The following is a 14,609-nucleotide window of genomic DNA, read 5'->3' as shown; positions in this document are numbered from 1 at the left end:
AAGGAATTTTTAGAAAGCAAGAAATCGTGAACGTCATGAAATCAATTATTCAAATTCTTGGCACCAGTTTGCTGGTACTGAGTACCTTTACAAATGCGCATGCGCAAGACCCGAATGCAGAAGGGCGCAACTTCCTCGCGGAAGGAAATAATAGTGCAGCCAGCAAGAAATTTGCTGAGGCTGCCAAGATCAATCCATTTGATGCTTCCGCCTTGAATAACCAGGCGGTTGCTCTTGCTGCGCAAGGCGACAATGAAAAAGCCCTGAATTTGCTGGAAAGAGCAAACCGCCTGGCACCAAATCGTGCTGATATTGCTGCCAACCTGAATGAATTGCGTAACTGGATGAACCGTAATACGCCACAAGTGGCTGCCGTGCAAAGAAAAGCCCCTGTGCCTGGTGCTTATCCAAATCAGGGCGATATTCCACCAGAGCCACCCCCATTGTGGAAAAAATGAGTAAGAACGAGTATAAGTGCGTATAAGCGTCAAAAAATGAATAAGCTTATTTCGGGAACATTCTTGCAAATTGCTGAATTCTGAGGCACTATAGTTTTGAAATACTCGTTTTGGCGAGTAAAACCATGCAAAAATAATCATTGAGCCGAATACATACGCAAATATTGATATGAAACACATTGCTTTCTTTTTCTTCTTTTATTTTAGCTATTCCAAGCCAAGGGCGGTGGAAAGACGGTAAGCACTCGAAGAAAAAGAGTTAAACCAAAATTCTAAAAAACCGCCCGATCAGGCGGTTTTTTTTTGCCCTTGCACTTATTACCAGTAAATTGCAATCAGGCCAGAATAGAAATTGAATAGTAATTAGCTTTACCAATCAGAATTTTGACTACATTTACATATATTATTTTTTAAGAAATTCTCAGGAGAAAACATGCAACGCACCGATGATTTACGCATACGCGAAATGAAGGAACTGGTTCCACCCTCACACTTGATACGTGAGTTTGCCTGTTCCGAAAAAGCGTCGGAAACCGCAGCCAATGCCCGTACCTCCCTGCATCGCATCCTGCATGGTCAGGACGACAGATTGATGGTAGTCATAGGCCCATGCTCCATCCACGACACCAAGGCAGCGATGGAATATGCACAGCGTCTGGCAGCAGAGCGGCCACGTTTTGCCGGTGAACTGGAAATCATCATGCGCGTGTACTTTGAAAAACCACGCACCACAGTCGGCTGGAAAGGGCTTATCAATGATCCTTACCTCGATAACAGCTTCCGCATCAATGATGGTCTGCGCATTGCCCGTGAATTGTTACTGAATATCAATGAACTGGGCCTGCCTGCTGGCACTGAGTATCTTGATGTGATCAGCCCGCAATACATCGCTGACCTGATCAGCTGGGGTGCAATTGGTGCCCGCACTACGGAGTCCCAGGTTCACAGGGAGCTCGCATCCGGCCTTTCTTGCCCGGTGGGATTCAAAAATGGGACAGACGGCAATGTAAAAATTGCCGTTGATGCGATCAAGGCTGCATCGCAGCCACATCATTTTTTATCAGTCACCAAGGGCGGCCATTCTGCCATCGTTTCTACCAACGGCAATGAAGATTGCCACATCATCCTGCGTGGTGGTAAAACGCCTAACTATGATGCCGTCAGTGTTGGTGCTGCCTGCAAGGACATCGCCAGCAGTGGCCTGGCATCACGTCTGATGATAGATGCGTCGCACGCCAACAGCTCAAAAAATCCTGCCAACCAAATCCCGGTTTGCGCAGATATTGGCAAACAAATCGCCGACGGTGACACCCGTATTGTTGGTGTCATGATTGAATCCCATCTGGTCGCAGGTCGCCAGGACCTGGTGCCCGGCAAAGAACTGGTTTATGGGCAATCAGTGACTGACGGCTGCATCGATTGGGAGTCGAGTATCAAGGTGCTTGAAGGCCTGGCTGAATCTGTCAAACAAAGGCGTTTGAAACAGGCTTATTAAAGCAGGTGAGCCAGCAGTTATTGTGACTGCTGGCGAACATATCGAGATGATTTGAAATTGATGGAGGACCACAACCACAGAAGGTAATGGATTTGCGCGTAGTTACTTTAATACCGCTTCGTCAGGGTCATCTGATCCCCTTCACGGCGCATTTCCATGCGGTTCAGGAAGGACATCCCCAGCAAGGGAACGTTGAGACCTTGTTCGATGATAGAGGCTTCGACCTGATGCAATTCAACATCACCGATTTTTACCGTATCCAGTTTGACGAGATAAGTGGGGACTACGCCGCCTGCGGTACTGGCGCTGCCTGGCCTGCCTTGCCTGTAATTAATACCTAGCCTGATTGCATCTGCAGCTGGCAAAGCGATCAGACTCGCACCAGTATCCACCAGCATATTGATACTGATACCATTGATCATGGCCGGTGCCGTAAAATGGCCGCGCTCACCTGCCTTCAACACAACGCTGTTACCGCTGCTTGGTGCAGACCGATGTACGGTTTGTCCCATGGTTAGCACTTTGCGCTTGCCATTGATCATGACCGTCGCTGATTCGCGGTCGGCATCAATGAGCTTGGTGTCGCCACTGACATTGCTGCCAACGGTATAGGTTTTCGGTGGCGCACCATCTACCACCAGGATAGCTTTGCCCGGGAATAAACCGACCACACCTATATCAGTAGCGTGGGTCAGTGCAGTACAGCCCAGCAGACCCAGCATACTCAGGAATTTCAGATTCTTCAAAGGCACGCGCATACCGGTTCAGTCGCGGAAGTTATTGAATTCCAAAGGCAGGTCCTTGATTTCCTTACGCAGCATGGCCATCGCTGCTTGCAGGTCATCGCGCTTGGCACCTGTCACACGCACAGCATCACCTTGTATGCTGCCTTGCACTTTCAGTTTGCTATCCTTGATGGCTTTAACAATTTTCTTGGCATCTTCGGTTTCTATACCGTTTTTAACCTTGATGCCTTGCTTGACTTTGTCACCACCAATTTTTTCTATCTTGCCCATGTCCAGGAAGCGCACATCAACATTGCGTTTGGCCAGCGTCATAGTCAATTCTGTACGAACCTGGTCGAGATGGAACTCGGAATCACCATAGATCGTCAATTCACGGTCTTTTTGTTCGACTTTGGCGCTGCTGCCTTTCAGGTCAAAACGGTTGGTGACTACTTTATTGGTCTGATCAATGGCATTCTTGACATCAACCATATTGGCTTCGGAGACGGTATCAAATGAGGGCATCTTGCTTCCTTGCGTAAAATAATGAATTAAGCGCCATTTTAGCAAATGCAGACAGGCATGAGAGAGCAAAGGCTATAATTTGGGTCTTATGACGAATTTACTCACATTTTCAGCAGATTACTCTCTGCAAAACCTCAATACCTTTGGCATCGCGGCCCGCGCCCGCCAGTTTTTGCGTATAGAGCAACTAGCGCAACTGCAAGCCATCTTTGCGGATGCACAGCTCAAAGCCCTGCCACGTCTGATATTGGGTGGTGGCAGCAATCTTGTTTTGTCTGATCAACTGGATGCCCTGGTCTTGCAAATGGGCTTGAAAGGCAGGCAAATCCTTGGTGAAGATGAGGATTATGTTTATGTACAAGCCGCAGCAGGCGAGAACTGGCACGAATTTGTATTGTGGACACTGGAACAAGGGCTGGGCGGGCTGGAAAATCTGTCCCTGATACCTGGCACCGTAGGTGCTGCACCCATACAGAATATTGGTGCCTATGGAATAGAAATCCAGGAAGTCTTCAGCAGTCTGAGCGCCTTTGATTTTGTCACTGGCCAGTTGGTGGAAATCGACAAGGCTGCATGCCGCTTTGCCTATCGCGACAGTATTTTCAAGCAGGAATATAAAGACCGCATGGTCATACTCAGTGTGCGCTTTGCCTTGCCCAAGCGCTGGCAGGCAAGGTTGGGTTATGCCGATGTCTCGCAGTATTTAAGCCAGCACCGGATTGCCAATCCCAGCGCCAGAGATATCAGTGAGGCTGTCGTTGCCATACGCCAGGCAAAATTACCAGATCCAGCCAGGATAGGCAATGCGGGTAGTTTTTTCAAAAACCCTATCGTGCCCGCGAGTTTGCGCAACAGCTTGCTGGCTGCCTATCCCGGACTGGTCAGCTATCAGCAAGATAGTGGTGACTACAAGCTGGCAGCTGGCTGGCTGATCGATCAGTGCGGCTGGAAGGGCAGGCAGATGGGCAAGGCAGGCGTCTATGAAAAACAGGCACTGGTACTGGTTAATCATGGCGGTGCCAGCGGGGCAGAAGTAAGAGCGTTGGCGCAGGCAGTGCAGGCGGATGTGATGGGCAAGTTTGGCGTGTTATTGGAAGTTGAACCGGTGTTTTTCTGAGGCGTTTATTCGTCGCTACAGGTTTTACTGCACGGCTGTGAATATCATCTTCGAGTATTTTTTAACAGGTAATTGAATGACGGAATTTTTAACAGCAAATAGTGCGGCACACAGCTCTGAACCAGAGGGTAAAGTGTTGCCCCTGGCACCAGCCACAACAGACACGCAGGACCCTGGCGACAATCATACTACCTCCCTGCGTCGTTTGCTGGTAGAGGCCATGCGCGTGAGTATTTGCTTAAAACCGAGGTGGCAGGGACTGCCAGCATCACCCTGGCTGATCGCGCTATTGATGTTCTTTTACTTGAGCTGCCATATAGGCCTGCAGCGCCTCATGTTCGTTGGCGCTGCCCGGTTTTATTGGCAAGTTCTGGCTTCAGGCTGGTTGGAATTCGCTGCTCTTGCCTGGGGATGTTACTGCTTGCGGCCAGTGCTTATACAAACGCAGGGAAACGTTGCAACTTCTGACAGCAGGGCACCGGATGCGGCGCATTTTTTTGTGCTGGCACTTGCTCAAATGTTGGTATTGAATGTTGTCATCTGCACTATCGGCGCCTTACTCATACATGTGGGTTGGTATGATCTGTCAAAATTATCCGTGCGCATGCAATGGCTGGTCTATCTTGTGCCACCTGTCGTAGTTTTGTTTATTCAGTGCTTGTTCTTCTGGCGCGCCAGTGACAGGCGCGTACTTGCCATGCTGTCTGTCATCATCGCCATGGCAGCGGCTGGTGCTTTGGGTATCAGCACCAATGCAACACAATTCTGGTATCCGGTCCAGGAAAAGACAGAAAAAAATGAGGAAGATACAGAGATCAAGTCCCCCGAAATTACTCAGGAAATATTCGAGGAGCAAGCGCTTTTGCTGAACCAAAAACTCGAGGCACTGGAACCACACAGACCAGGCATCATAGACTTGTACAGCCTCAGTTTTGCGCCTTATGGCGAAGAGAATGTCTTCCTGAATGAAACCAGCATGGTCACGCAAGTGATGGCAAACCGTTTTGACGCTGAAGGACGCAGCTTGCAACTGGCGAATAATCCGGGTACCGTAGACAGCCTGCCATGGGCTACTCCACTGAATTTGCAGCGTGCCATACAGCACGTGGCCAAACGTATGGATGTCAATGAAGATATCCTGTTCCTGCACATGTCTTCGCATGGTGCCAGTGACGGTGAGTTGTCTGCCGGGATGTGGCCGCTCAGCGTTAAATCGGTCACACCAGAAGACTTGAAAGGCTGGCTGGATGAGGCAGGTATCAAATACCGCGTTATCTCAATTTCAGCCTGTTATGCGGGTAACTGGGTGGCACCTTTGTCGGATGCGAATTCTCTGGTCATGACGGCGTCAGATGCCGACCATACTTCTTACGGTTGTGGTAGCAAATCCGATCTCACCTTCTTTGGCCGTGCGATGTATGACGAGCAATTGCGCAACAAGACCCTGTCTTTTGAAGCAGCGCATGCAGCGGCAAGGCCCATCATCAAGCAGCGCGAAGAAGAAGCAGGCAAGAGCGACGGTTATTCCAATCCACAAATTGCTGTCGGTGAAGAGATTCGCGGGCGTTTGAAATTGCTGGAGCAGCGTTTGCAGATACAAAAACCTGTGAAGCCTGATCGTATTGCTGTCGTCAAGAGTACACCATAAATGATAATCAGCGCCGTGGTCACAGGTGCTGATTATTTAGTGTCAGCGATGTCGCTTGCGGTAAATGACAAAGATCCGCGATTAATGCCAGACTTGATCGTGGCTCAGTTATTGCCGCGTATGCGCATGACACGCTCGCTGCCTGAAGGGTGGCTGGACATATAGGGTGACACGCCAGGTGCCAGGGCTTCCAGCTTTTCAAACGCTACCGCCAGATGTTCACGGGCGATGCCATTGGCATCCAGCATTTGCATGGCGTAATCATCCGCCTCAGTTTCGGCATCGCGCGAATATTTCATATCCAGCATCACGGTCGGAATATTGGCAATTACTGCCGAGACATCACCAAACAGCAGGGTCGCAATGGCACCCACGGCCGAGCTTTGTATGATACGGCGTGTCAGGTGACGTTCGTGTAAATGTCCCAGTTCATGTGCCAGCACGCCCATCACTGCATCATCATCTTTCATCAACGCAATGATTTCGTCGGTAATGATGATGTCACCAGATGGCAGGGCAAAGGCATTCGGGCCTATAGCACTTTTGCGGAACACCAGTTGATATGTGGGGCTGCCATCGCGTGGTGGCCGCAGGCTCTGGAAACGAGTACGCAGTTCAGCTTGCCTTGCTGCAGGCAGTTTTGACGGCTGGAATATATGCTTGTCCAAAAACTCCAGCACACCATCACCCAGCTTGCGTTCTACCGATACCGGAACGGAAAATGCCACGGCACGTGACGCGGCGGGCAAACCATAGACATAACCCAGGGTCAGTGTGATGATGACAGCGGCCAACGCTGCCAGTGTACCTGTCCAGCTTTGCTGGAGTTGAACAACGGCAGAATCCTGATAACCTGTACTTTCCAGCATCGCATTGAAGGTAGCATGATCCGTAATTTCCAGATAAGCATCATCGCTGAACGTGACTTTTCGCGGAGCATGACGGGTACGTTCTGATACCCGCAGTTCTGCCAGTGGGCAACTGCGGGTGACACCTTCATTCAAATCATTGGTGATTTCGCGCACATGGGCTACGTCGCCCTGCACCGAAAATTCTACATGACGCAGGCGCGAGGTTTTGCCATCAAAATAGATGGCGGTAACTTTGTTCATAGAGATAAATCAAAATCCAGCAAATCAGCCATGCCTTCACCAGTTGCATTGACCTGCTCTTGTGTTTCGGCGATGAAATCGTCCAGGCTGCCATTGACTTCCAGCTCCAGGCTTTCAACACGGTAGCGCAAGGAACGAATCTGTGCAAACGGAATAAACAAACCAAGCGTGCATACAATGCCAAGTACATTGGTAATGGCGATGAAAGTCATGCGACCCCATTTCAGATTATTTTTAAACTGATGGTCGCCCAGCTTGGTGTGATTCCAGATCAGGTTTTGCAGTAAAGTCAAAAAGATGGGGTAGATGGCGAACATCCAGAAATACAGTGCAGAGATGAACAGACCAAATGAAGATGCTATGCCAATATCGAATTTATCTCCACGCATGCCAGTACTCAGTGCAAGCAGAGTGCTGCCAAAACCTACGCAAATAACAATGATGCCCGCCAGCATAATGCCTATGCCGACCAGATAGGCCCAGTAAAACTGACCAACTCTTGCATCAAAAGAAAAATGCGTGCTACCGAAACGACTTTCATTGTGCTGGAATTTTTTCAATCGCTGGTGGAAGAAAGGTGCCAGCAAATACAAAGTGATACCAGCCAGGAAGGGCCAAAGCAAAAAAGTGGTATACGCCTGTTCAGCACTGCCACGAAAACCAAAACGTATGCCACGGTAGCTGGAGTTATACAGCTTGAACTGCAAACTTTTCCAGACCAGCCAGGGCACGATGACGATCATCATCAACAGCATGGCAAAGCCAAGACCAATAGAGAATTTGAATGCCAGCTGATAGCCAAAGAAAAATACAAAGGCGACTATACGACCTTTGAGTATGGCGATGGCATTGCCATGATATTCAAAACTGCTGCCGCCAAGATGAGTACTGGAATACATATAGCGGTTGCGGCGTACTTTAGCCCAGGCTGAGTAAATGCCCAGGGTGATGATACTCAGCAATAAATTGACTATCCAGATGCGGAAATATTCGCTGCCGCTCCCCTTGAATTCAAGTTGCAATGTGCCAGATGGCGTCTGTTGACTTGTTGAGAAGTCATTGCTTTGAAAGCTATCCATGCGAGTGTTTTCCCCATGTACTTTAATTTTTTTAGAGCATGGACGATCGCATGGGGTTGGTATTAAGTCAAGTGCATTAGCGTTGAAGACAGCCCGGCTGCGGCTGTTTCAACACAAGCCGCAGTTGAAGTATTAAGCATTTAAAAACTTTGCTAATGTATCTTTTTCCAGGTGGAAATAGCAGTAGTGCCATTGCCACTGGCGCTGGCTGGCACCCGGTAGCTAAGTACGTCAGCCCTTAACTCAAATTGCCTTGCCTGTTCACTGCCGTCCCAATTCGGGAAGGAGGCATGCTCTATCCTGAAGACAAGTACATTTCTCTCGGTGTCGATATAGCAGCGACCATAGTGTGAACTGGTATCCAGGGCTGCTGCACGGTATTCTGACTCTGTGCCCTTGCGTTTATCACCTGCGGCAAACTTGCTGCGTTCTGCCTTGTATATCTGCAAGGAGTAACGGCCAGTGCCGTCTATGATAAGCATACCTTGTGGATTTGGGCCAAAGGTTTCGCCACGGCTGCCATCGGCACGGATTTCAGGTGCGGCTATCAATGACCAGGTACCCGTCAGGTATTTTTGCGCCTGTTCATTTCTGTCTATATCTTGTTCCGTGAAAGCGCAGGCTGGCAAACTCATGGCAACAAGGCCAATCAGACTGGCGGTATTCTTGAATATTTTATTCATATTAGTTCCCGGTTAATCCAGCTTTTGCAGTAGCACTGACAGCCAGCAGCAATTTGCCTGTGGTATGACGCGATTCGAGATCAGCATGTGCTTGTGCGGCTTGCTCCAGCGCATAGACCTGATGTATGCGCAAACGCAATATGCCTTCTCGTAACCAGCCCAAAACGCGTTGACTACGGTATTTGATGCTGTCGGCATCTGCGATGTGATGGGCGAGTGTGGGGCGGGTAAAAAACAGTGAACCCTGACGGCATAAATGCATGGGATCGACAGGCGGCACGTTACCGCTGGACTGCCCAAACAAGACCAGGCTGCCCAGTGGGCGCAGTACGGCCATGCTGCCAAGATAGGTGTTCAAGCCGACGGAGTCATAGACGACGTGCACGCCTTTTTGCTGTGTCAAATCCCTGGTGGCGGTGACGAAGTCCGTTTCCGTATACAAAACCACATGGTCGGCCCCGGCAGCTGTCGCCAAGGCTGCTTTTTCTGGATTGGAGACGGTACTGATGACAGTTGCTCCTTTGTGTTTCAAGACCTGGGTCAGCAACAAGCCGACGCCGCCAGCACCAGCGTGCACCAGCACTGTATCTCCGGGCTGCACGCGATAACTGGTCTCACATAAATATTGCACGGTGACGGCTTGCAACATCGCTGCAGCAGCTTCTTTTGTGCTGATTTCTGCTGGCAAAGCGATCAGTTTCCAGGCTGGAATAGCCAGGTATTCAGCATAAGAACCGGGCTGCGACAACCAGGCTACGCTGGTGCCAGGGGGCAGTCCGGCATTACCTTCGACTACTATACCCGCGCCTTCAGCCCCCGGTATGCAGGGCAGGCTGGCCGGGTTTTGTCCGTTGCGTTGATACACGTCGGCGTAGTTGACGCCGGCATAATCAACACGCACCAATACTTCGCCTTCTTTGGGAACTGGCATGGGGAGGTCGCGTACTGCAAGTACTTCTGGCCCGCCTTGTAAAGCTAATTGTATGGCTTGCATATTCTCTCTCTGCTGAATTGTTCAGAACATATATCTAGTGGTTTGAATTGCTGATGTGTAGCTTAGTCAAACTCAACCAGAAAGAAAATTGCTGAAAATTTCGCCTGGACTGTGCATAATTGCACCATGATGAATTGGGATGATTTACGTTATTTTCTGGCGCTGGTCGATTGCGGTACATTGACTGGGGCGGCCCGCCGTCTGCAGGTAGAACATACGACGGTTGCCCGCCGAATAGATACGCTGGAAGCAGCACTCAAGCTACGTCTGTTCGACAGACTGGTGCGTGGCTGGCAACTGACCACAGAGGGGCATGAGCTGGTCGAGTATGCACGGGAAGTGGAAGAACGCTGGTTCAGTTTCGAGAGAAAAGCACTCAGTGCCAGCAAGATGGAAGGCGTGGTGCGTATTTCTGCACCGCCAAGTCTATCCACTTTTGTACTCGCCCCCCAACTGAAAAATTTGTGTGCCAGCCTGACAGGCGTGGAACTGGAATTGCTGGCCGAACGCCACCATGTCAGCCTGGGCAAACGTGAGGCCGATATCGCTTTGAGAATGGCCCGCCCGCAAACAGCGGGTCTGGTGATCAAACCGCTGGCGAGCATAGGCTATGGGCTGTATGCCAGTAAAGCCTATCTGAAGAAACATCAACAGCAGGATTGGGAGTTTGCAGCTTACGAAAAAAATTCCGCCACCCCCCATCACCAGTGGCTGGAAGATTATCTGGGGCAGCGTAAAGTCATACTGCGCAGCAATGACCAGATGGTGCTGGCACAGTGTGCGGCTGCTGGCCTTGGAGTAACGGTGATACCCCATTATTTGCGCCAGAGCCATCGCGACCTGTGCTCTATTGAGCATGAAGCCTGTCCTTTGCGAAGAAAGCTCTGGCTGGTCATGCATGATGATGTCAGGCGTTCACCCAGGGTGAGGGCAGTGGCAGATCATTTGATCGCCTTGTTTGCCAGTGAAATGGTGCAGGCTGCACTGGTTTGATGAGGTTTTTGCAAATTTTATCAAATAAGCGCTAGCTTAATATTGCTGCACTGCACGCATAAGGTCTGAAAGCAGTATCATGTGGTTTTAGGCATTTGATGTGTTGTCAAATGAATACTTTAATTATTATCGATATGCAAAATGCCTGGTTACATGGCGTAACCCCGCGTTTTGACAAGGCAAATGTGATTGCCCGTATCCGCCATGCGGCTGACTACACCCGCGAACACGGTGGTCAGGTCATCTTTGTGCGTCACGCCAATGATGATGCATTGGTTGGTTCTGCCGGATGGGAAGTCATACAGGAACTGCCGTTCACCCCCGGCGATGTATTTGTCGATAAAACTGCCTGTGACTCTTTTGCCGGTACGGGTTTGCTCACACATCTGAAAATCACAGGGGCCCGCACTCTGATCATGTGCGGTCTGACGACTGAATTTTGTGTAGATACCTCAATACGCGCAGCAGCCTCACATGGTTTTGACGTGATTGCCTTGTCGGATGCACATACGACAGGTGACAGACCTCATATGAAAGCAGACAAAATAGTCGAACATCACAATTGGGTGTGGTCGAATATTGCCACTCCCGTCAATAGTCGCGTCATGGTACGCACCACATCAGAAGTGTTTGGCCCTCACTTCTGATGTCATTCCATGAGGTGAGTATTCGTTCAACTCACCTTCCATACGATGATGGATGTGCACCGTACTTATTTGGCACAACCCAATTCTTTCAAGCTGGTCTCTATATCTCGCCTGCTATTCGCCTGGGTTTCCATTTCCTGCGCCGAGCCGCCAGCTTTTTGAGCGCTACGCAAGCTATTGATTTGTTTGCGGACTTCCTCACACTGCTTTTGCTTGCGGGCAGCTTCGCTGGTATCTGGCTTGCTGCTGTCTTTGGGCGTTTCACCATTCACGGCTTTGCGCTCTGCCGCCTGATGGCGGTTGACTTCATCATCATTTGAACGAGTGCCAAATTTGCGCTCGGCTTCTTTCTCAGCCATGCAGTCGCTTTCGATTTTTATGCGGATGTCATTCGCGTTGCCTTTCATGGCATAGACATCTGCAATGATCTTGCGTTGCTCGGCAGTTTTAGCGTCAGCCTGCAGTTTATCTTGAAAACCGCCGCCTTCCTTGTACCAGATCACCTTCTTTGCTTCTTCGCCGCGGCGTACGCAATTGCCGTCCAGTGGAAGCTTGTCTGAAGTAGAGGGACTGGGGTTTTTCTTGATCAGTTGACTGGGCTGCCCGGCGTCACAGGGTTTGTCCTGATAGGTGCTGCCACAACGATACAGGTTTTGCGCCTGTGCATATCCAGGCAAGACGCTGGCCTGTAATAACAAGGGGATGGTGAGCGAAACAAGAGCGGGGATACGCATACTGTTGACCAATGCAGGGGAAATAAAGACATCACTTTAGCATTCTGCCTGCGTGAATGGTGAGGTGTAAGGACAGAGATGCTGCCAGTATTTGTAAATTGCGTAACATTATCCAGCAAATACCTTGTCAGGATTGCAGGCCATTTTATTTAAATGATGATTGACATCTAAAAATATGACGATCATAATCTAATCAAGTTGATTGATATTAATTGATCGATAAAACCGAAATCTTCATTGCTTCATTTGTGACATCAACTTAATCAAACCCGTCTTATCTAAATTAACTTAAGGAGTAGTCATGGAACTTAACAATACCGTCGCATTCGTCACCGGCGCTAACCGTGGTTTAGGCCTGGCATTCGCCACGGCCTTGCTGGAAGCCGGCGTTAAAAAAGTCTATGCTGCTGCCAGGGACCCTGCGCAAATCACATTGCCTGGCCTGCACCCCATACAACTCGATATCACCAATCAACAGCAAGTAGTGGCGGCAGCCCAGGCTTGCGGTGATGTGAACCTGCTCATCAACAATGCTGGCATCGCCCAGCCATCGCCGTTTCTTGCCGATGACAGTGCCACCGCCATCCGCACACAGTTTGAAACCAATTTCTTTGGCATGCTGGCGATGAGCCAGGCTTTTGCTCCGGTGCTGAAAGCCAATGGTGGTGGCGCCTTGGTTAACATGCTCTCGGTCTTGAGCTGGATTAATCTGGCTGGCATTAATGGCTATAGCGCCTCCAAAGCTGCGGCATGGTCACTGACCAATGGTTTGCGCAATGAATTGCGCGGGCAGGGGACGCTGGTAGTGGGAGTGCATGCCGCCTTCATAGACACTGACATGACGCAGCATATTGCCATGCCGAAATCCAGCCCGCAGCAAGTGGCAAGTCAGGTGCTGGAGGCAATAGCACAGGGGCGCGAAGAAGTATTTGCTGATGAAATTACGCGACAAGTCAAGCGGGCACTGTCGCTGGATTCAGCACCTTATCTGCGTGAGGGTGGTCAATAAAGTTCAGCGATGTGAATTGGCGTAGAAGTGCAATGACAGCCTTTGTCGGGTTATGATGCAAAGCTCCTAATCCGGTAAAGGACGTGCCCGTGTCTGGACTTATCCGTAACTTCCTGACGGTCGTACTGGCCTTGTTTTCTTATTGCGTAGTCCGCCGCCGTGCAACTGCAGGTGATCGTGTCACTTCGTATTTCTGGATTACGCCATGGGATACTGGCATCAGGACTTTGAAGAGTGATAAATACTTCCAGCTTGCAGAATCAGCACAACTGGACTTTGTCATCGAAACCGCTTTGTTGCGGCCCATGCTGAGTAGCGGAACGGTTTTTGTCAATGTGTCGCAGCTTGTCAGCTTTATGAAGCCTGTGCATATGTTTCAGCGAGCGCGGGTGGACACTCGCATCTTGCATGCAGATGATAAATGCGCTTATTTTTCGCACGAAATTTATATGCGTGATGTGCTGCATGCCGAGGTGCTGGTCAAGATGAAATTCAAGCGCGGACGTTTAACGGTCGATCCATTTGAATTGCTGGGCTTGCGTTTTGAAGAGCAGTCCGCGCAACTGTTAGCCTGGAACCAGGCGCTGGAAGCAATGGCATCATTACGAAACACATCACAATAAAATTATCGCCCGCCAGACACATCAACAAAACTGCCAGTGATATAAGAAGCCGCATCACTCAGCAAAAAGCTGATGGCTGATGCCACTTCTTCCGGTGCACCGCCGCGCTGCATGGGGACATTGGTTTTCAGTCTTTCAACCCGGTTGGCTTCGCCACCATCGGCATGCATGGTGGTGTAGATCAAACCTGGCCGCACGCTGTTGACACGTATGCCTTCAGCTGCCACCTCTACCGACAAACCTTTGGTCAGGGTATCAATCGCTCCTTTGGTCGCCGCATAATCAATATACTCATTGGCTGAACCCAGTCGTGCTGCGGCTGATGATACGTTGACGATAGCCCCACCTTGACCGCCATGCCTGGTCGACATGCGTTTCACTGCTTCGCGACAACATAAAAAATAACTGGTGACATTGGTGCTGAGCAGGCGGTTGATGCGTTCAGCCGTCAAATCTTCCAGCCGGCATTGCTGCATGAGGATGCCTGCGTTATTGACCAGCGCATCCAGTTTACCGAGCCGCGTATCAATTTCATTGAACAGGTGTACGACCTCTGTTTCACTGGCAACGTCAGCCTGGATGGCAATCGCTGTGCCGTCTTGCGACTGTATCTCTTGCACGACTTGCTGTGCAGCTTCATGATTATGCAGATAATTGACGCAGACTGCGTAGCCAGCAGCGGCCAGTTGTTGTGCAGTAGCAGCACCTATGCCGCGACTGCCACCTGTGACTAATGCAACTCTTGCGACTTTTGTCATGGCTACTCC

At 50.0% G+C, this 14,609-nt stretch carries 16 protein-coding genes; 8 read left to right on the top strand and 8 right to left on the bottom strand.

Annotated features, from left to right (window positions below; genetic code table 11):
* Nucleotides 1–35: 35 nt before the first annotated feature.
* Together AC07OI_RS22480 and aroG are read left to right on the top strand one after the other, a co-directional pair.
* Nucleotides 36–458 (top strand): tetratricopeptide repeat protein, encoded by a 423-nt coding sequence (locus AC07OI_RS22480; protein WP_495258760.1) that lies wholly within the window; start codon nucleotides 36–38, stop codon nucleotides 456–458.
* Nucleotides 459–891: 433 nt separating this feature from the next.
* Nucleotides 892–1,953: a 3-deoxy-7-phosphoheptulonate synthase AroG gene (gene aroG / locus AC07OI_RS22475; RefSeq protein WP_495258759.1), complete on the top strand. Its 1,062-nt coding sequence runs from the start codon at nucleotides 892–894 to the stop codon at nucleotides 1,951–1,953.
* Between the two features lie 107 nt (nucleotides 1,954–2,060).
* Here aroG and AC07OI_RS22470 read toward each other — a convergent pair whose 3' ends face one another.
* Both AC07OI_RS22470 and AC07OI_RS22465 read right to left on the bottom strand, forming a co-directional pair.
* On the bottom strand, nucleotides 2,061–2,705 hold the full coding sequence (locus AC07OI_RS22470; RefSeq protein WP_495258758.1) for a retropepsin-like aspartic protease family protein: 645 nt from the start codon (nucleotides 2,703–2,705) through the stop codon (nucleotides 2,061–2,063).
* Between the two features lie 12 nt (nucleotides 2,706–2,717).
* On the bottom strand, nucleotides 2,718–3,203 hold the full coding sequence (locus tag AC07OI_RS22465; protein WP_492708221.1) for a YajQ family cyclic di-GMP-binding protein: 486 nt from the start codon (nucleotides 3,201–3,203) through the stop codon (nucleotides 2,718–2,720).
* Nucleotides 3,204–3,291: 88 nt separating this feature from the next.
* On the opposite strand from AC07OI_RS22465, the gene murB reads away from it, so the two are divergent.
* Both murB and AC07OI_RS22455 read left to right on the top strand, forming a co-directional pair.
* Nucleotides 3,292–4,320 (top strand): UDP-N-acetylmuramate dehydrogenase, encoded by a 1,029-nt coding sequence (gene murB, locus AC07OI_RS22460; RefSeq protein ID WP_495258757.1) that lies wholly within the window; start codon nucleotides 3,292–3,294, stop codon nucleotides 4,318–4,320.
* 76 nt (nucleotides 4,321–4,396) lie between these two features.
* Nucleotides 4,397–5,968, top strand: a complete 1,572-nt coding sequence (locus AC07OI_RS22455) for a C13 family peptidase (protein ID WP_495258756.1) — start codon at nucleotides 4,397–4,399, stop codon at nucleotides 5,966–5,968.
* 104 nt (nucleotides 5,969–6,072) lie between these two features.
* Here AC07OI_RS22455 and AC07OI_RS22450 read toward each other — a convergent pair whose 3' ends face one another.
* From AC07OI_RS22450 to AC07OI_RS22435, 4 genes are all read right to left on the bottom strand, one after another.
* The gene (locus AC07OI_RS22450) at nucleotides 6,073–7,080 is read right to left on the bottom strand and encodes a M48 family metallopeptidase (RefSeq protein ID WP_495258755.1); all 1,008 of its coding nucleotides are present in this window, start codon (nucleotides 7,078–7,080) and stop codon (nucleotides 6,073–6,075) included.
* Nucleotides 7,077–8,159 (bottom strand): YjgN family protein, encoded by a 1,083-nt coding sequence (locus AC07OI_RS22445; protein WP_495258754.1) that lies wholly within the window; start codon nucleotides 8,157–8,159, stop codon nucleotides 7,077–7,079. Before AC07OI_RS22445 ends, AC07OI_RS22450 begins: the two co-directional genes overlap by 4 nt.
* Nucleotides 8,160–8,311: 152 nt before the next feature.
* Nucleotides 8,312–8,842 carry a lipocalin-like domain-containing protein gene (locus AC07OI_RS22440; RefSeq protein ID WP_495258753.1) on the bottom strand — a complete coding sequence of 177 codons (531 nt, stop codon included), beginning with the start codon at nucleotides 8,840–8,842 and terminating at the stop codon, nucleotides 8,312–8,314.
* Between the two features lies 1 nt (nucleotide 8,843).
* On the bottom strand, nucleotides 8,844–9,836 hold the full coding sequence (locus AC07OI_RS22435) for a quinone oxidoreductase family protein (RefSeq protein WP_495258752.1): 993 nt from the start codon (nucleotides 9,834–9,836) through the stop codon (nucleotides 8,844–8,846).
* A 126-nt stretch (nucleotides 9,837–9,962) separates the two neighbouring features.
* On the opposite strand from AC07OI_RS22435, the gene AC07OI_RS22430 reads away from it, so the two are divergent.
* On the top strand, nucleotides 9,963–10,829 hold the full coding sequence (locus AC07OI_RS22430; RefSeq protein ID WP_495258751.1) for a LysR family transcriptional regulator: 867 nt from the start codon (nucleotides 9,963–9,965) through the stop codon (nucleotides 10,827–10,829).
* A gap of 110 nt (nucleotides 10,830–10,939) precedes the next feature.
* Nucleotides 10,940–11,476 carry an isochorismatase family protein gene (locus AC07OI_RS22425; RefSeq protein WP_492708207.1) on the top strand — a complete coding sequence of 179 codons (537 nt, stop codon included), beginning with the start codon at nucleotides 10,940–10,942 and terminating at the stop codon, nucleotides 11,474–11,476.
* A gap of 65 nt (nucleotides 11,477–11,541) precedes the next feature.
* Here the strand turns inward: AC07OI_RS22425 and AC07OI_RS22420 are convergent, their stop codons facing one another.
* On the bottom strand, nucleotides 11,542–12,210 hold the full coding sequence (locus AC07OI_RS22420; RefSeq protein WP_495258750.1) for a hypothetical protein: 669 nt from the start codon (nucleotides 12,208–12,210) through the stop codon (nucleotides 11,542–11,544).
* 301 nt (nucleotides 12,211–12,511) lie between these two features.
* Here AC07OI_RS22420 and AC07OI_RS22415 point away from each other — a divergent pair, with 301 nt between their 5' ends.
* Both AC07OI_RS22415 and AC07OI_RS22410 read left to right on the top strand, forming a co-directional pair.
* Nucleotides 12,512–13,219 carry an SDR family oxidoreductase gene (locus AC07OI_RS22415; RefSeq protein WP_492708203.1) on the top strand — a complete coding sequence of 236 codons (708 nt, stop codon included), beginning with the start codon at nucleotides 12,512–12,514 and terminating at the stop codon, nucleotides 13,217–13,219.
* An 89-nt stretch (nucleotides 13,220–13,308) separates the two neighbouring features.
* A complete protein-coding gene (locus tag AC07OI_RS22410; RefSeq protein ID WP_495258749.1) occupies nucleotides 13,309–13,842 on the top strand; it encodes an acyl-CoA thioesterase family protein in 534 nt (177 codons plus the stop codon).
* A gap of 2 nt (nucleotides 13,843–13,844) precedes the next feature.
* Here the strand turns inward: AC07OI_RS22410 and AC07OI_RS22405 are convergent, their stop codons facing one another.
* A complete protein-coding gene (locus tag AC07OI_RS22405) occupies nucleotides 13,845–14,600 on the bottom strand; it encodes an SDR family oxidoreductase (protein ID WP_495258748.1) in 756 nt (251 codons plus the stop codon).
* Nucleotides 14,601–14,609: the final 9 nt, after the last annotated feature.

The sequence above is a fragment of the Undibacterium sp. GW821-FHT07F11 genome (assembly GCF_059418665.1).
The sequence above is the reverse complement of the archived record's forward strand: the minus strand, read 5'-3'. Positions and strand labels throughout refer to the sequence as shown.